Genomic DNA, 19,379 nt, shown 5'->3' with positions numbered 1-19,379 from the left:
CGTCTTCTGCGCGATGACATCGTCTGCTCCCAGAGCAAAGGTATCCTGCAACCAAAATAACGTATTCAGCACAGCCTTATGGGTCATCATCACCCCTTTGGGCTGTCCCGTGGAGCCAGATGTGTACATGATATACGCTAGGTCTTTTTCATTAGGAATATTTTGCAGACTCAGCTCATTCGTAGACATCCCTTGTGCTTTGACAGGAATAAAATAAGACTCATCCCCTCGCATCTCCCGCAGTCTAACGATCCATTCCGACTCTCCCCATACCGTTTCATCCAGACAAATGACAGTTTCAATACAGTCTGGCAAATGATCTAACGTCCGTCCGAAATAACGTAAATTCGTAACAAGCACGCGGCACGAACTGTCGTCAAGCATATATTGGATTCGGGATTGCGGATAATCAGGATCAATCGGTACATAGGCACCACCAGCCTTCATAATCCCTAAAATAGCGGTAAGCAATGGGACATTCCTATCCCCCATAATGGCAACCAGCGAGTTCGGACGAACTCCATAGCGACTGAAAAGCTGTCCCAATTGGTTGGAGCGAAGGTGCAGCTCCTTATAGGTGACAGCCATGTCGCCGTCCAGAACCCCCACTGCATCAGGGGTACGGAGCGTCTGCTCCTGAATACGAGACGTAATCGTGACTCCACCCGGATAAGCCTTCTGCGTATCATTAACGCGATGGATGACCGCCCGTTCCTCTGCCCCCATGTAATCCATTTTCCACACAGGCTGCTCCGGGTCCTGAATGGCACCTGCAATAATGTTACGGAAATACGCTCCGATCCTGGACATCGTTGAGGCTGTAAACAAATCTGTTCCATAGCTAAGCGATATGACCAATTCGTCATTTACGGATTCCACAATTACGGTCAAGTCAAACTCGTTCGCGTCGGCACCATTTCCCAGCTTGATTCTTTCCATCGGGATTCCCCCGAAGTTCTCCTCATTTTTGGAGCCGGCTGCAAAATTAATCAGAACGTCAAACAGTGGGGCACGATTTAGGCGGCGTGGACGGTTCAATACCTGTAATAGCTTGTCAAAAGGGTAGTCCTGATGGGCGTATGCTCCTGCGCACTCATCTTTAACTTGTTGTAACAATCGGGAAAAAGATATGTCTCGGGAAAGTCGATTCCGCAGCACGAGAGTATTCACAAAAAAACCCATCAGGTTTCGAACCTGCTTTTGATTCCGTCCCGCCACAGGAGTACCAATAATAATGTCCTCTTGCTGAGTAAGCCGGGCTAATAACACATTCAGACTGGCAACGATCGACATGAACATGGTGGTTCCGTACGTGCGGTTCAACCGCTCCAAGCCCGCGCATAATTCCGCATCCAGAATGACCTTTTCCACCGCCGCCGGAGCATTTCGGATGGTCGGACGCGGAAAATCCAAAGGCAATTGAAGACTTGGCAATTCACCATCCAATCGGGATTTCCAGTATTGCTCCTGCGAGCTTAGTTTTCCAGTAAGCACCTGCTGATTTTGCCAATGTGCATAATCAATATACTGGATCGGCAATTCTGGCAAATGGGGGCTTGTTCCTTGCTCCAACGCCTGATAAATATGAAACAGTTCTTGAAAAAACAGATCCATAGACCAACCATCTTCAATGATGTGGTGCATACAAATATGAAAAACATAGTCGTTTGCCGCCAGCATGTAGATCTGTGCCCGCCATAATGGACTCTGCTCCAGATCAAAAGGCTGATTCATCACAGTCTGTATTTCTTTTTGTACCTCTGCCCACGCTGTTTCTTCCCCTGTATCCGATACATCCACAACAGGCACGTTTAAGGTCAATTGCTCCAGCACCACTTGCTTCGGTACACCTTCGACCACCGTGAACACTGTACGAAGGATAAAATGTCTTTCAACGATGGTATGGAGGGCCTGCTGTAAATACGAGGTATTCACAGCTTGTCTGATTCGAACGGCTACCGATTGATTTAAGGCGCTGCTCTGAGCGCCCAGCTGGGACTGAACCCAGAACCGTTTCTGCCCATGAGACAGATCATAGGTCTGCTTCTCTCCCATGTATAAACCTCCATCTGTACATTATTCGAGGATATGCTACTGCTTTTCGTATAACGTTTCATTGCACCAGACATACCGGGTTCCGTTCCATTCGGTTGCAGAACGCACATCCGGGAAAAAGCCGCTGCCGAGCAGATTGGCGCTAGTATTGCACAGCACTGGAATACCGCTCAAATTCTCGTACGCATCCAGCAAATCATAGATCAGCGGATTATCCTCCCGATTCACCGTCTGGAGGCGTGCCGTTCCATCGAGATGACGGATCGCAGGAATGCGTTCCACCCATTCATCACGCAACATATGATCAAAAAGCATATACGGATCACGTGTTCCCGGTGAAAAAATAGCAGGTGCATGCTCCTCCATACAAATCGGTGAGACCGGACGATAGTCTTCCCGCTGCTTGATGGCATTCAGGCGGTCTTTCATATCCGGTTGAACGGCAGCTGCCAGTATACTCCGGTTGCCCAAAGCACGTGGTCCCAGTTCCGCCCGATCATGCAGCACCACGACAGGTTCATCTGTCGTATGCAGCAGCTCCGCGAGCTGTGCTACCGTACAAGCACGTGATTCCCAACCTTCTGCTGGCTCATTTTGAATGACCATGGGTCCGCTGTACACAGACCAATTCAAATGAGGATGACCTGTCTGATGAATCATTTCACAACAGGCAGCACCAATAGCCGAACCTGTATCGTTCGTGAACGGAGAAACAAACACATCGTCAAATAATCCGCTTTCCCGAATCGCACTGTTCCATTTGATATTCAGAGAACAGCCTCCTATAAAGCAAAAGTTTCGTGTTTTCCGTCCATGCTTGGTCACACTCGCCTCCAGCGAGGTTACGAGAAGCTGCTCCAAATACTGATGGAAAGACGCCATGGCGTCTGCATGCGGAATATGATGCTCATCTACATATCGCTTGATTTCCTGAGAAAACGTCCAGTTAAACTCCATCGAGGGTGAAAAATGCCGTGCATACGTCAGCTCAAACTGTTCGAGCAGCTCTGGACGTACCTGTCCCTTGGCAATGTAGGCCATAACCTTGCCCGCTACCGAAAGATCATCCACGCGCGGTCCTTGCCCTCCGCGAAGAAATGGCTCAAAGTGCAGTGAAAACAGTGAATAAATGTTGCCAATGTACATGAAGAGAGGACCCAGATTTTCTAATTTTCCGTTCGCTGGATCAAAGTAATAAAAACGCGGATACATGCCGCCATCGTACACAAGCGCGTAAGACGGCTCCTTGGTCACCGCATAAGGACTTGCACAATAGGTGCTGGCGATATGTGTGGTTGAATGCATATAGCTGGTATAGTCGTAGGTTCTTCCGCCAATGGCAAGACCACTGCCCGAATAGGCTTGGAGCGCGTCGGCTGAAAGCGATACTTCGCGGTAAGGTGCAACCGTGAGGGACAGCTCCTGCCCATGGGAACGCGTGTCCACCTTACTTTCCTTCAATCCGGCCCAGCCGTCGATGACAAACCGATCCACATCTGCCGAGGTATAGCCATGCAGGTTTAGCACTTCCTCGACAAAATCCAAATCAGGAATTTCGCTGTAGCGTTTGTTGTTATTGAATTTTTCAACCTCGTAGCTGAAAATAAGCTTGTTATCCTCAATCAAGGCCACACTACCATCATGCGTTAATTTCAGTCCGCAGAATAACATGTTCCTTCACTCCTCACCTGTTAGCCCAACACAAAGCCGCTTTATTGTTCAGCCTCAGCAAAATGACGTGGTAATACCGGAATGATATCGGATTCCTCGGAATCGACACGATTGGATTCATCTATCCAGCTTCCCAGCCCGGCCACCGTTGGCTCCTGAAAAAAGACCTGAATCGGTACATCTATGGCCAGCTGGTCTTTAATTTTAGCAATGACACTCATCAGCATCAGCGAATCTCCATTTTCAAAAAAGTCCTGGTGTATGCTAATTTCCTCATGCCCCAGTACCTCGCCCCAAATCTGACCTAGCTGCCGTTCTGTTTTCGAATACGCATCTCCATCACGGCCGATCAAGGTCACTTGAATGTGAGAGTTCATGTGCACTCCAGTGTCCGTAGCCTCCGACTTGGGCTGTAGCGTACGAAACAGCTCTTCCTCGAAGGAGACAAATTTAGCACCCAGTTTCACATTTCGCTGGATCATATCGTTCAGCGCTTCATTAGAGGTAATGAACTGCTTCAGCTCTTGATAGGACTCCAGCAGATGACTGTAGGCTTCAGATTCTTGATCGTTCTGCCCCTGCGCTTGCTCTGTAATTTCCTTTGTTAAGTCTGGGGAAAAGCGGACCTTGAGCAGCGTCAACACTTGAGCCAGCTCCTGGCTGCGAATGTTGGCAATGACCGTTTGGGTCAGTTTATATTGCAAAAGCCGATCAAACAGCTTGCCATAGTCCTCCGACGAAATCGGCTGAGATAACATCCGTTGATCCATCAGCTCGTCCGATGTAGCCCCCATCTCCAGATGCGACCAGTTGATCGCCATCATCTCCATGCCACGACGGCTCTGATAGTGGGCATACTGATCCAGAAATGCATTTGCAGCAGCGTAGCTACCCAAGCCTACACCTCCCAGCTGCGAAGCCACTGACGAGAAAAGAATCCAGAAGTCCAGCGTTTGATCCTTAGTCACCTCGTTTAACACCCATGTTCCTATTACCTTGGCTCCCATGGTTCGCTGGAACCCCGCTGCATCCATCTGCTCCAGACGAATTTCCTCCAAATGCATCGCGGCATTCATGACCCCATGAATCGGGCCATAACGTGCATGCACATCATCCACGACCTTCTTCATTGCATCCAGATCCGTGATATCTGCCGCATAGTAGCTCACCTCGGAGCCGAGCTTTTCAATCTCCAACAGTCCACGGATTTTCTTCGTAATTTCAGAGGTATCCAGCCCCGCAGCTCGTTCCTGCCAGCTTTCCCGGTCCGGAAGCACAGTACGGTTCACCAGCACGAGCTTAACCTTCGCCTGCCGGGCAAGATAGCGGCAGGTTTCCAGTCCAACTGAACCGGCTCCCCCGGCAATCAGATAGACGCCACCCTCACGGATTGTAATCTTCCGATGTGGATGAGCTGTAAGCTGCATCCGTTCCAGCTGCTGCGTATACCGCTGACCGCTTCGCCATGCTGAACTTTGATCTGCTTCGTCCCGATCCAATTCCAGCATGATTTCCTGAGCAATGTCGGAATTGTCACGTCCGATCGTTTCTACATCCATACAGCTACAACGATGCTGACTATATTCCTGCGAGATGACCTTCATCAATCCCCACAGAGGCGCTTTTTCCGGGAACACATATGTATCCTCCGCTACGACCAGCTGTGCGTAGTTCGAGACGACTTTGATTTCCAACAGGCGATGAATCGAGCTTGCCTGAACAGCCTTCATCAAATAAAAAAGACTTAAAGCCCCTTGCTCCTGACTTTCATTCAAATCATCGAGTTGTCGCATGCGACTGCGAATTTCGGTGCAGGTCCACAAGTGGACGATACCGGAAAGCTCTGCTCCCCCTCGCGCCTCAACCTCGGTCACGGCTGCAAGCAGCCTGTTATAATCCTCCGCATAGCCGGGACGAATCTGATAATGGCTCGGATCTATGGCAGCATAATCAGATGCAGCCTCTACGATAATAGGTGTGAGTCCTTGATCCTTCATAAACTCGCTTAGTGAAGCAGCTACGCCTTCTTCATCCGCCAGAATAAGCCATGACTTGCTGGTAACCGACCGTTCTTGGGAGGCAGAAGCCGTCAACGGACTGGCTACCCAATTCAGTTCATAGAACCACTGGTCAACCTGCTTCTCCGGTACCGATCTCAAGGCTGGGGAATCTGCTACACGCTCCATCGCATGCTCCGGGATATAATTCACCCAATGTCGTTTGCCTGCAAATGGATATACAGGTAAAGGAACACGATGTCTTTGATCCAAATCATGCAGAGCTGTCCAATTGATCTCGCTACCTTGCATATATTCATCCACAACCCGATCCAGGCTGGTGTCAGGCTGTACCTTGAAGCTTTTCTCCGCACGGGTCGTTAGGCGGGTATAATATATCCACTCTCCCGCTAAAGCTGGACGTGCAGCTTCATCTGCATTTGCAAATCGCTCCAGCCCTTCCCTTAACTCTTCAAGACTTGTAGCTACAATCGCAAGCCGATAAGCATAGTGCCCCCGTCCCTGATTGCTTGTAAAACAAATATCTGGCAGCGCATGAGCCGTGCGATCCAAAAACGTACGATAACGGTCAACCAAAGCATCAAAGGAAGCTTTACTCTTGGCAGACAACGTAAATACATACGGTACGTTTTCTCCACTGGCGGACTGGCTCTGCTCGTCCTGCTCATATTCCTCCAATATGACATGACAGTTAGTTCCTGCTAGACCAAAAGCACTTACTCCTGCCCGCCGTGGCACTCCTGCCTCCGTCTCCCATGGAACCAACTCTGTATTCACATACACAGGCGATTCAATGAAATTAATGTGCGGATTCGGCTCGTTAAAATGGAGGGTTGCCGGAATCTCCTTCTTTTGCAATAACAGCACTGTTTTGATTAGACCTGCAATACCGGCTGCGGTGTCCAGATGACCTATGTTCGTTTTCACCGCGCCCAAGGCACAAAAATGCCGCTTGTCCGTGTAGCTGCGGAAGGCGTTGGTAATGCCTTCAATCTCAATCGGATCACCTAGACGAGTTCCTGTACCGTGAGCCTCAATGTAGGTTACCGTTTCCGGAGAGATACCCGCATTACGCCAAGCTTCCTTCATCAGCTCTGTCTGAGCCAAGGCACTTGGCGCGGTAATGCCGTTGGACTTTCCGTCCGAATTCATGGAGCTGCCTTTAATGACAGCGTAGATATGATCCCGATCCTTTTTAGCCTTTTCCAGCGTCTTCAGTACGATGACCCCGAATCCCTCGCCCCATACCGTCCCATTCGCTGCGGCATCGAAGGTGCGCGCAACAGAGTCGGGAGAAGCAATGCCGATATCGACCAGTCCTTCATCTACGGGAAACAGGGTCAGGTTCAGCCCGCCGGCTACAGCCATGTCACAATCGCCAGTAATTAGTCCTTTGACCGCATGATGCACAGCAGCCAAAGATGCAGAGCAGGCGGTATCAATCAGATGGCTGCCGCTGGCGAGATTCAGCAAGTAGGCCACCCGACTGGCTACGACTGAAATGGTATTACCGGGTAAGGCATACGGCTCCATGTTCTGAATCAGTTGCAAGTAATCGGCATCCGTATCCCCTACGTATACCCCGGTTCGTGAGCCGTACAATTCCTTTTCGGCATAGCCGGCATCCTCCAGTGCTTCCCAGGTAACTTCAAGGAAAATGCGCTGCAAAGGGTCCATACACCGGGCTTCTGCAGGAGTAATGTTAAAATATTCTGCATCAAAACGATCAATATGGTCCAAATATGCTCCTCTGCGATACTTGATCTCCGGCGCATATCGTTTACCTTTGAAATAGTCCCGAATAGGCTGGTCCACGTCAGCCTTGCGGCTTTCCGGGAAGTCCCTCACGGCATCCATGCCGTTCACGAGATTATCCCAAAACTCATCCGTTCCATTTGCTCCCGGAAAACGACAGGCCATCCCAACAACGGCAATATCATCAACCTTCACCGTTTTGGACTCATTTTCGAATAGCTCTTTTAGCATCGGCAGAGCTTCTATCTTGGAGAGATGTTTTGCGGCAACCTGAGCTAGCAAATAATTCTGAACCCGTTTCATATGTTATCCCTCCTTCAGATGGTCCAGCGCCCGTATAGACTCGCTTACATCCAGTGAGCCATCTTCAATTTGATCCAGCAGGCTCATAAGATCCTGATCCAGCTGTTCGTCATCCTTGGACTGATTTTCAAAGTGATTCATATACGCTGCAATCGTAGGATAGGAAAACAGCTCGGCTACTGTTGCCTCACTGCCCAGTGCGTGCTTCATCTTTCGATGAAGCCGAACAATCGAGATGGAATTGCCGCCGATTTCAAAAAAGCTGTCATGGATGCCGACGTCCTCCGGGCTTATATTTAAAATTCCGGCCCAGATTTTCGTCAGCATATGCTCTCTTTCATTGCGAGGCGCCACATATGCGGTTGAACGGTGAACTCGGCCCTCCGGCTGTGGCAGATTTTTGCGATCAATCTTCCCGTTCGGAGTTAACGGCATCTCCAGCAGTTCCATGAAAAATCCCGGAATCATATACTCAGGTAATATTTCACGCAAGTGTGTTGTCAGATCATCCACTTCGAGCCCTTTTTCCAGCGAAGTAAAATAACATAAGAGATTGGTTACACCAAACTCATCCGTTTGGGCAATCACAGCGGTTTCCTTGATCCCTGGAAAAACGGATACGGCCCGCTCCACTTCTTTGAGTTCTACGCGATACCCCCGCACCTGTACCTGATCATCCTTGCGGCCGCTATACTCTAGAATGCCATCCGGCCGTAACAGGCCCAAATCACCTGTACGATATAGCCTTTCTCCTGTTTTGGGATGCTGGGTAAAAGCCTTGGCAGTTGCTTCTGCCTTATTCCAGTACCCCTCCGTCAGACCAATCCCGCCGATGCATATTTCGCCTTTGACCTCAAAGGGGCACAATTGCCCCTCCTTGTCCAAAATATAAACATGCGTGTTCGCAAGGGGCCTTCCCAACGGAATGCTCAATTCTCCCTCTGCCGGAGATGCGTCAATCAGGTAACAGGTTGCATAAATAGCCGACTCGGTCATACCGTAAATGTTGGCAATCTTGGCTTGCTGGAATGTGCTGTACCAGTCCCGCACCCCATTGACGAGCAAGGCTTCGCCTCCATTGAATACCCATTTAAGTTCCGGTAGCGGATGATCCGTCTCTTCGGTCGGAACCGCATCCAGAAAGAGACTCATCTGGGCCGGAACGAACTGGGTAATGGTAATCTTGTCATCCCGGAGCTGTTCATATAGCCGTTGAGGATCTTTGACCGTATCCGAGCTGAATATAGACAGCTTGGCTCCGTATATCAGAGGCCAGAAGAATTCCCATACCGAATCGGTAAAACTGGCAGAAGTCTTCTGCGCAATCACATCTTCTGCGGTCAAACAAAAGGTGTCCTGCAACCAAAAGAGCGTATTCAGCACAGCTTTATGCGTCATCATGACTCCTTTGGGATCTCCCGTAGAGCCTGAGGTGTAAATCAAATACGCAAGATCATTTTCACCGGCAGGACACGCCCATGAGCCCTGCTCCTGGCGCTCCCAATCCGACCGCTGATACACCTTCAGACGATCTGCTCGCATCTTCGTTTCGTCAAGACAAACAACCGTCGTCATGCTCTCCGGCAAATCTCCCAGCATCGTTTGAAGCTTGGCAGACTCGGTGATCAGCACACCGCAAGCACTGTCGCGCAGCATATATTGAATCCGCTTTTTCGGGTAGTCCGGGTCAATAGGCACGTAGGCTGCACCTGCTTTTAATACGCCGAAAACAGCTACTAAAAGCTCAATTCCCCGTTCCGCTACCACTGCTACCCGCTGGTTAGGTCGCACACCTGCTGCGTGCAGCAGGCGGGCCATTCGGTTCGCTTGTTCCTCCAATTGGGCATACGTAATGGAGGAGCCGTATTCATAAATAGCGATTTGCTGTGGTGTGATTGCGACCTGACGGGCAAACAAATCAGGAATCGTAACATGATCCTCATAAAGCTTTGCAGTCTGATTCATCTCCGCAATGACGCGTTCCTCTTCTGCCGATAGAATTTCAAATGCATCAAAATCCAGATCCATAGGGTCTACTCCCGAACCGGAATTGCAGCAGATACAGCCGATTGACCTACCAAGCTGTTTGTGAAAAAGTCCACTAAGCGATCTATGCCTTCGTTGTATCGCGTTGTAGAGTAGGACAGGCGCAGCATTTTCGGCAATCCAAAATCAGAACCTGGCACAGTCGCCACTTGTTTGGCTCTCATAATTTGTTCAGCCAGCTCCAAACTCGTTTCGATGCCGTGCTCGTCCATGTACTTTTCACAATCGAGTGTGAAGTAAAAGCTACCTTGTGCAGGGATAGCACGTACGAGCGGAACCTCATTGAATCGCTCCACCGTATAATCCCGTCTTGCTTTATACAGGCTGACCAGCTGCTCAATCTCTTCGGGATGTGCCAATGCTTCCAATGCGCCAAATTGCACGACAGGGTCGGCTGTCAGCAATGTGTGATGCTGTATGACCGTGAGCGGTGTGACTAGCTCGTCAGGAACGATACAGTAGCCCACGCGCCGACTGTACATCCGGTACCCTTTGGAGAAAGCATTCGTTGTAATAAAGGCTGATTTGGTATCCGTCAGCTCCAGTACCGAAGTGCTTCGTTCATCAAAGCAAACATTGGCATAAATCTCATCATTAATGACCACTGCCTGACCGTTGATAATTTCATCAATGGCATACAGCTCGTCTTTCGTTAAGATGTTCCCTAGCGGATTACCAGGCGAATTAATGACTACAATTCTGGTTTTATCCGTGAAATTTTCCTTAAAGGAATCCAGATCCAGTGCTAGCGTCTCCAAATTGATATCATAGTAGCGAACATTCGCCCCTACCAATTGGGCGCAAAAATGATACAGAGAATAGTACGGACGCGGTAAAAGAACCTCATCCCCCTCTTTTGCCAGCAAATAAAACAGATTTCGGAATAAGGCGCTGGTGCCTACATTAATCAGGATATTGTTAGGGTTAATGTCCAGATCATATGTTTTCTTGTATTCCTCCGCGAGCGCTTCCTTTAATTCCGGCAAGCCCGGCGGAAATACAAGCGAGCTTTTTTCAAAGGTGTCCAACGCATCCTTCATCGACTGAATGATATCCTCATGCAAAGGTAGCTCGGATTTTCCCAAGGTCATTCGAATGACCTCTTTGGAGCCGTTTTTCTCAAATTCATAAGCCATTTGATCCAGAACGAACATTAAAAACCGATTGTCATAAAATTCAATAGATGATCTTAATTCCATTTGTAATTGCCTCCTTTGAATGAACCGCACGTTAATGGGATACCTTAGACAGGTTGGACACACTACTAGCAATGGTCTTGATTATTTTGTGATACCTTTCCAGCATAGAGTGGACATAGGAAGATTCCAGCAAAGCGGTATTCCACCTCAGGGAACAGGTCAGTCCGGTTGTTGATTTCACGACTGACAGTTGCAGTGCTGCTGGCTCTGAGGGGTATACACGCAATCCCACTTCCCCTCCCTCGGGTAAAGATCTCGTTTCATCCTCTGTGCAAAAGACGACGTTATAACGTGATGAACCCTCCCTCCCGCTCTTCAACTCATTAGGGTCCAGCAGCAAATGAAACGGATATAAAACAGCTTGAAGCGCAGCTTGATGTTTGTCCTTCACTTTTTCTAGCAAATGATTAAACGACGAAAGCCCCTCCATCGAAACTCTGACTGGCACAGGATGCTGGATACATAAAGGTACTCCGCTGCCCTGAACTGGATGTCCTTCGGGATGCATGACATAGATCAAAAGCTCCTCCGCATGCGTTAATTGCCGCAGCAGCAGGAAATAACAGGCGAATAGAACGTCCGTAACAGAACCTTCATGACTGGAGGCAAAAGCTTTTAGAGCTTCAGTCTCCTCTGTGGCGAGAGGCACTTCAATAGAAGTCCACTCGGGTGTTACAAAAGCTTCTTCCCCGCGTTTGAACGGCAATCCGATCGGAGGAAGCGGCTTTTGCAGTGCCTCAGTCCAATACGCCTTTTGAGGCTCCAAATATCCTTCCTGCAGCAACCGTTGTTGCCAATAAGTAAAATCAATCTGCGAGATGGACTGAAATATGTGGTCTGTATCCACTGCCGAATCCGTAACAGCAGCGGAATAGCGAATAAACAGTTGTTCCAGCCAACCTTTCAGATCGAGGCACTCCGTTAGTAATGGATGAACAGCGACGATCAATTGGCATCGTTCGTTGCTGTCACAACCCAAGCGTATCCGGTACAGCGGACCTTGTCGTAACTCGAACGGGTTTTGATACTCCACAGCCACACGGTGTTCCGCCCAAGAAGCTGCATCCCCCTCTAGTACATCTGTGAATTTGTAATCCAACGGAAGATACGCCTGCACCTGCTGAGTCGGCCCAGCTGTCTCTTCCCTGAAGGTTGTTCTGAGCGTGCTGTGTTCGGCTTGCAGTTCTTCCAGCACTCTGACAAATAACGTCTGATCCACCTTGCCTTTCCACGCTGCATGAACGATCACATGAGGAGCTGATCCTCGATGTCGCCATATCTGCTTTTGGTAAAAAGATAAAGGGTGCTGCTCAGCATCCGGTGCCGGGCAGATCGCAGGAAGCGCAAAAGTAGAATCCTTTCCCTGCCGTTTCTGTTTCATCTTCTCCGCTTCCTCAGGTGAAAAAATCCGGTACTCCGCTAAAGCTTGCTCAGGCTGGTTCACAATCTGGTCGATCAGGCTGAGCAAATGTCCTGCCAGCGCAGTGATCGTCTGTTCGTGAAACAAACGGGAATAATACTCAAAGGTACATTTCAGTTCCCCTTGCATTCCCTGAAAAATGTCGAGCTTTAAATCCATGGTTGAACTGTGCTTGGCCCAGTCCAACATGTTCAGCTTCAAATCTCCCATCGTAAATTGGGTTCTCTGCATCCCCTGATTATGTAAAATAAGCATGGTGTCAAAAATAGGGTTGCGTGAAAGATCGCGCTTCTGATCCAGATGCTCCACCATCTTTTCAAATGGATAATCCTGATGATCATACGCGGCTATGGTGCGATGAGCCACCTCCTTTAAGAAGTCCGTAAAGCGCCGCTCACCCGCTGGAGTATTACGAATAGGTAAGTAGTTGGTAAAGAGTCCTATCGTATGCTCTACACCCGCATAACGTCTGCCGGCAATGAGAGAGCCTACAATGACATCCTCCTGCCCTGTGTATTGATAAAGCAGCACATTGTATATAGCAAGAAGCGTCATATACAGCGTAGCGCCATGCTCCTGTCCCATCGCTCGCAAGCGTTCAGCGACCACTTTGTCAATCGTGAACGAGTACACCCCCCCTTCAAAAGTCATCACAGGCGGTCGGGGATAGTCACTGGGCATTTTCAGAACAGGCAATCCTGACTCCAGTCCTTCCGTTAACGTCCTCAGCCAAAATTGCTCCTGCTGCAGCATCTGCTCACTTTGCAGAAAAGCATTTTGCCATACCGCATAGTCCTTATATTGGATACGCAGCGGCGGCAGGTCCTGTCCGGCATAAAGACTGGTAAATTCCCGAATGAGGATCTCCATGGAAACGCCATCCGAAACAATATGATGCATATCAAACATCAGCAAATGCTTGTCCTCTTCATCACATTCCTCCGTTAGTCGCAGCAAGCGTACCCGAAGTAAAGGAGCCTCTCCCAGGGAAAACGGCTGGACAAATTCCTCCATCAGCTTTTGCACATCTGCTCCCTTTGGAGCCACTCCCAGTGATATAGCAAGCTCAGCCTGCGGAAGAACACTTTGCACAATTTCATCCTCCGCAACATCAAACACCGTCCGAAAGGATTCATGGCGACGAATGATCGCAGCAAAAGCAGCTTTAAAGCGTTCCACATCCAGGCGTCCCGTGATCGTAGCCGTTCCGGGCATGTTGTAGCTCAAATTACCTTCTGCCAGCTGTTTCAAAATAAACTGACGGCGCTGCGCATTGGATACGGGATAAAATGCTTGTGGAGACACAGGTTCGATGGACTGGTAATCCGATTTTTTTTCGCCTGAAATAAGCTTGGCCAGCTCACGAATGCAGGGATGTCCAAACAAATCAACCAATGTAATTCGTGTATGGAATACCTGGCTTATGGCAGTAATCAGATCTGTTGCCAACAGAGAGTCCCCGCCAAGTTCGAAGAAATCCGCATCCACAGACAGTTCGTCAATGCCTAAAATTCGGCCCCAGATACGTGCCAGCCTGTCTTCTGTTTCCGTCGGAACATATCCGTCACCAAAGGAAATGCGTGCTTCGCTATAAGCTGACACCTGTCCATCGCGTTTGCTGCTTCTACGTTGGATCGGCGGCTCCACCCAATATCGTTGCTTCTCCCAAGCGTATGCAGGCAAGGGTACTTTGGCACACCCACCTGCCGGATAATCCTCCGACCAGCGCCTGTTCTCCCCAGCAACATATCGCCGGGCAATCATCAGGGCATCATCTGTATCCAGCGCCATTTCTACCAGGGACTCGCTGCACATGGAACAGAAAATCCCCTGCTGCTCCAGCCCTGTTCCATCCTGACGAACCAAAGCATCATAAGCCTGTTTGAGCTTTGTCCAAAGGCTGCGTCGATCCGTGACCGGAATCGCCAGCCGATAAGCATGATGCTCTCTGCCCGTATTCAGGACGTAACAGATATTTTCCAAAGGCGGAATATCGTCATTCTCCAAAAAATCAATATATCGGGCAGTCAATCTTCGCAGTGAATCCTCACTGTATGCCGAAAGGGTAAATACACGCTCCCCACCACAGGATAGATCGGAGGACGAAGAAAGGGAGGGCCTGCTTCCCTGATAATCCTCCAGCACCACATGACAATTTGTACCGCTTAACCCCCATGAACTGATACCCGCCCTCAGTGGTATTCCGTCCTCACTTCGCCATTCGGTTAGCTTCGTATGGATATAGACCGGAGAGCTATGCAGGTTCATCAACGGATTCGGATAAGCAAAATGCAGGGTGGGCGGAAGCTGCTTATGCTGTAAAGCCATGATCATTTTGATTAATCCTGCCATGCCTGAAGCGGAATCAAGATGACCGATATTGCTTTTAACCGAGCCGATTCCGCAAAATTGTCTGTTTTGCGTATACCTGCGAAAGGCATTCGTAATCCCCTTAATTTCAATCGGATCTCCAATTTTGGTCCCCGTTCCATGAGCCTCGATGTAAGAGATCGTCGAAGGGTCAATGCCCGCACGCTTCCACGCCTCTACAATCACTTCTTCCTGAGCTCGGGCATTCGGGGAGGCCAATCCGTTGGAGGCACCGTCCTGATTGATGGCACTTGCTTTAATCACAGAGTAAATATAATCGTGATCCCTCTCGGCTTGCTCCAGTGGCTTGATCAGAACAACGCCACAACCTTCGCCCCATCCCGTACCGTCGGCATCCGCGTCGAAGCTGCGTGATTGTCCTTGCGGAGAAGTAATCCCCAGCCCGCCCGGCTCCATCCTGGTGGGTAACGCACCAATGGCTACCCCACCCACCAAAGCCATGCTGCAATCTCCAGCGCGTAATCCCTCACATGCAAGATGCAAGGCAACCAGGGAAGACGAGCAGGCGGTGGCTACACTCAATGCAGGACCGGACAGATTCAGCGCATAAGCAAGACGGCTTGCGATAACTGGCGGGAAATTCCCGACAAAGGCGGTGGACGACTCGCTTTCGATCAGCTCCTTGTATCGCGCTTCACTATAGCCGACATATACCCCCACTCGTGAGCCACGAATGCGTTCACCACCATACCCTGCGTCCTCAATGGCCTCATAACCGGTTTCCATGAACATACGCTGCTGCGGGTCCATATATTTGGCTTCACCCGGAAGAATATTAAAAAATGCCGCGTCAAACGTATCAACTTCCTCCAAATAGCCTGCCGGCATATATGGCCCTTGATTCTGTTCATCCAAAAAGGGACGAATCTGCTCCAAGCGTGAGCTTGGAAACGTTCGTATCCCATTCAAACCGTTGACCAGATTACTCCAATATTGTTCCTTGTTATCTGCTTGCGGGAACCGTCCGGCTACGCCGATGATGGCTATATCCCTGTTGCGGTTTATTCCATCGTGGGCTGCGGACGATGAAGCAGTTTTGAGCCGAACCTGATATTGCTTGATCAGAGAATACGCATGCTCTTCGGATAATTCCTGTTTGGCTACAAGCTGCAAAGTGGCTTCAACAAACGTATCCCTCATATGCTTTCATATCCTTTCATAGCTTCATCCACTGAAATAGCGTCCTCCTTTACACGCTTGATCAGGCTTCGTAAATCCTCGTCCGCTTCGTCCGCCCCGGAAACTTCAACCTGTAAGTGCGGTGCTACGTCCGTCACTTCTCTTGTGCTGGCGGCATGCCTGTTTTCCATAAACTGAGCCAGCTGCGCAACTGTACCGTACGAGAACAAATCCCCGGCCTCCACTTCGGGATCAACCCGTTCATTCAGAAGACTCAACACTTTCAAAATAAGCAAGGAATCCCCGCCGATTTCAAAAAAATGTTGACCTACATCAATTTCCTCGTATCCCAGCACCTCTGCCCATATTTGAGCGATCTGCTGTTCCAGCTCTGTGTAAGGCTCTGTCGTTTTCCCTTTCAGACTGACCTTCACATCTGTCACCAAACGGTTAGGCTCGACAGATGGCAGAGCTCCTGCTTCCTTGGTGGATTTAGCTACAGCTCGGCGTCGACTCGTCAACATATCCGGCGCAAGCTGAATTTTCATCATCGGCGCCCATTCACGGAGCTTCTGTGTATCAAACTTGCCGATGGCCACCTGATCCAGCGGATAAGACAAGCTCATGCGGAAAGCAGCCAGCGCATCTGATACAGGCATATAGTCCATGCACCCTGGTCCAGTGAGTCCCTCCCACGCATACCAGTTGATCGCAAGCGTCGTTTGCCCCCGCATGTTACGCTGTGCGCTGAAAGCATCCATAAACACATTGGCAGCCGCATAATCTCCACCGCCAGCTCCGCCCCATAGCGAGGCTACCGAGGAGTACAGAACAAAGAAATCTGTCTCTTGTTCCGCCAGAAGCTTATCCAATACCAGCGTTCCGTGAATTTTGGGGCGAAGCACCTTGCGAAAATCACCCAAATTCTGAATCTCCAGCGGACGACTGGTGTCGCCGCTAGCTGCCGCACAATGAACCACTCCCTTAACGGGGCCATAACGAGCTTGTACATCGTCAAAAATGTGTTGCATCTGCCTATAATCAGCCACATCTCCCGCGTAATAATGCACCTTTGAGCCGTGTTTTTCCATGTCTGCAAAGGCCGAAAGCTTACGGTAAATTGCGGCATCAGCCTTCCTTTGCACCGGATCATTTATGATGTGTGACCATTGCGATTTTTCCGGCAGCTCCGTTCGGTTCAGGATGACTAGATGGATCGGAGCTTGCTCGGATAAATACCGGCTAACCTCCAGTCCTAATCCCCCTGCGCCTCCAGTCACGATATACACGGCACCCGGACGAACGGTGATGGAACGCCGGGGTGGAATACCCGGATGATTCCGATTATCTGGAGTGCTTACCGTATCCGATTCGAGACGAGACATACCTTGGATGTAACGCTCCTGACGGATGACAACGAATGAATCCGTTTTGTTTTCTTGCAGCTCGGTCATGATCAGATCCGCCACTTGCTCGTTGGTGTGGTGGAGCGTTTCGACATCCAGTCCGAAGCATTGCAATTGTGGATGCTCCTGAGAAATAACTTTGACCAAACCGTGAATCGCCGCTTTTTCAGGTGATACTTGTTGCTCGTCCGATATCCGCTGGGTAAAGTTCGAAACCACCCGCAAGTCCAGCGTTTCATGCAGACCCTGATGCAGTAATGCTTTAGTCAGAAAATAAAGACTATAGACACCTGACTCCAAACCTGCATCCACTGTTTCAATGTTCACTTGGGTTGACGGGGTGGCTGTGCAGGTCCAGAGATGAACGATACCGTTCAAGCGCTGATTACGTTGTCCCAGTTCATTCATGAGTTGAATATAATCTGCTTCTACACCCGGCTGGATGGTGTACTGATGATCGTTCCGTTTTTCAAACCTTTGCCCAGCCTCTACAGTCACCACAGGATGACCGGAGCGCCTCATGCGTTGCACCAGTTCCTCACCAATCCCCAGCTTGTCTTTGAAGATTAGCCAGTTTCCTTGAGCCAACACGCCTTCTCTTGTCTTCTTCAGTTCTTTTTTAATCCACCGAACACGGTACATTAAATCTTCAACCCTGCTCACTTGTTCTTGCTCGCTCATTCGACCGATAATCAGCGCGGTTTCGGCCTCGGCACGGTTTGGCAAATGCATAGGAAAGGTTCGTACCTCCGTGAATCGCTCCTCCTTCAACAACTGCCCCCATGTTTCCGTCGGAACCAGCGGAGAATCCTTTCGTATGTCCTGATCCTCGAACAGCCACCATCCCTCCGTCATTCCCCAGACGAGATTTTCCGCAGGCTCGTTCTGCACTTTTTCGATCATAAACAGGGCTCCACCAGGAGCAAGCACCTTTTTCAACTGGGACAAGGCCGTCCGCAAACAGCTCGTGGCATGAACTACATTCAGGCCAATAATGATATCAAACTGTTCTGGCACAAAGCCTTGTGCCACAGGATCTTCTTCAATATTAAAAGTCTGATATCGAACAAACGGGTAAGCTGCAAACTGCTTTTGCGCTTCCAAAATGATGCCCCGGCCCAAATCGGTGTAGCAATACTCGACTTGACGATTTGCTATGGCTGGGAAAAGAACCTTGCCCACCGTTCCCGAGCCAGCCCCGACTTCCAGAATGCGGAGCCGTTTTCCCGCTTGCGCTAAAATATGCTGCTTTAATGCGTCCAGCGCCATCGTCTCACACAGATCGCCCAGCGTACGTCCCTGATTGGCAAAGCCCGCCAGGAATTGCGATGTACCATCGGGAAACAGCACACTCAGGGGTGACCTTTTCCCGGTCAGCACAGCCGGATAGGCGTCCAGACAATACTTCAACACCTTGAATGTTCCCGTAAATGCCGGATATTGTTCCACGTATTGGTTACATAAGGCCGACAGATCGGGAGCTAACCCTTCAAGGGTTAGCGTGATATTATCACCGTCAATGCAGATGTAGCCCTGTTCTTCTACGAAACGCAGCATGAACCGAAATAGACGCTGATATGTGGAAGTAATCCCTATCGTATGCAACATTTCTGACTCTTTATATACTTTTCCGGGTTCCGTGAGCGTCCCCCATTGTCTGAATAATCCGATAATAAGCTGGGCCGCAAATTCATCAACCGCCTTTTTATAGCCCTGTTCTACCGCAAAGCCGCTCTCTTCCAATAACCGTTCACCAAATTGGAAAACCGCCTCGGTAGCCTGCCAGAAATCAGGAGATTCCTCCTGCGTGTCAGGGGTCAATTCCGCACTAGTTGGTACATGCGGTGGTTGCTGAACTTTGGGTTCAACCCAGTAGCGCTTCTCTTCAAACGGGTAGCCTGGAAGAGGGACTCGCACCCGGTTTTGTCCGTGATAATAGTCCTCCCACTCCAGCTCCCTTCCTTGCATATACGCCTTTGCCATATGCTCCAGCGAT

Annotated in this window: 7 protein-coding genes; all 7 read right to left on the bottom strand. The window is 49.7% G+C overall.

Features of this window, described 5'->3' with window-relative positions; translation table 11 throughout:
* Nucleotides 1-2,055: non-ribosomal peptide synthetase (locus GRP75_RS09690; protein ID WP_160789197.1), on the bottom strand; the 2,055-nt coding region annotated here is incomplete at its 3' end.
* A 36-nt stretch (nt 2,056-2,091) separates the two neighbouring features.
* Nucleotides 2,092-3,726, bottom strand: a complete 1,635-nt coding sequence (locus tag GRP75_RS09685; RefSeq protein WP_160789196.1) for a carbamoyltransferase N-terminal domain-containing protein — start codon at nt 3,724-3,726, stop codon at nt 2,092-2,094.
* Nucleotides 3,727-3,767: 41 nt separating this feature from the next.
* Nucleotides 3,768-7,802 carry a type I polyketide synthase gene (locus GRP75_RS09680; protein ID WP_160789195.1) on the bottom strand — a complete coding sequence of 1,345 codons (4,035 nt, stop codon included), beginning with the start codon at nt 7,800-7,802 and terminating at the stop codon, nt 3,768-3,770.
* A 3-nt stretch (nt 7,803-7,805) separates the two neighbouring features.
* Nucleotides 7,806-9,830, bottom strand: a complete 2,025-nt coding sequence (locus GRP75_RS09675) for a non-ribosomal peptide synthetase (RefSeq protein WP_160789194.1) — start codon at nt 9,828-9,830, stop codon at nt 7,806-7,808.
* A 5-nt stretch (nt 9,831-9,835) separates the two neighbouring features.
* Nucleotides 9,836-11,047 carry a pyridoxal phosphate-dependent aminotransferase gene (locus GRP75_RS09670; RefSeq protein WP_023987397.1) on the bottom strand — a complete coding sequence of 404 codons (1,212 nt, stop codon included), beginning with the start codon at nt 11,045-11,047 and terminating at the stop codon, nt 9,836-9,838.
* A gap of 31 nt (nt 11,048-11,078) precedes the next feature.
* The gene (locus tag GRP75_RS09665) at nt 11,079-15,998 is read right to left on the bottom strand and encodes a condensation domain-containing protein (RefSeq protein WP_160789193.1); all 4,920 of its coding nucleotides are present in this window, start codon (nt 15,996-15,998) and stop codon (nt 11,079-11,081) included.
* The coding region (locus GRP75_RS09660; protein ID WP_160789192.1) for an SDR family NAD(P)-dependent oxidoreductase at nt 15,995-19,379 on the bottom strand (3,385 nt) is incomplete at its 5' end. The genes GRP75_RS09665 and GRP75_RS09660, both read right to left, overlap by 4 nt.

The sequence above is a fragment of the Paenibacillus sp. OT2-17 genome, assembly GCF_009827695.1.
Taxonomy (GTDB): Bacteria; Bacillota; Bacilli; order Paenibacillales; family Paenibacillaceae; genus Paenibacillus; species Paenibacillus polymyxa_B.
Note: the sequence above shows the minus strand (reverse complement) of the source record. Positions and strands in the feature narration are given on the sequence as shown.

Coding starts and splice junctions, on each gene's coding strand:
- GRP75_RS09670 (WP_023987397.1), bottom strand. CDS start 11,047: ATGGAATTAAGATCATCTATTGAATTTTATGACAATCGGTTTTTAATG.
- GRP75_RS09675 (WP_160789194.1), bottom strand. CDS start 9,830: ATGGATCTGGATTTTGATGCATTTGAAATTCTATCGGCAGAAGAGGAA.
- GRP75_RS09665 (WP_160789193.1), bottom strand. CDS start 15,998: ATGAGGGATACGTTTGTTGAAGCCACTTTGCAGCTTGTAGCCAAACAG.
- GRP75_RS09680 (WP_160789195.1), bottom strand. CDS start 7,802: ATGAAACGGGTTCAGAATTATTTGCTAGCTCAGGTTGCCGCAAAACAT.
- GRP75_RS09685 (WP_160789196.1), bottom strand. CDS start 3,726: ATGTTATTCTGCGGACTGAAATTAACGCATGATGGTAGTGTGGCCTTG.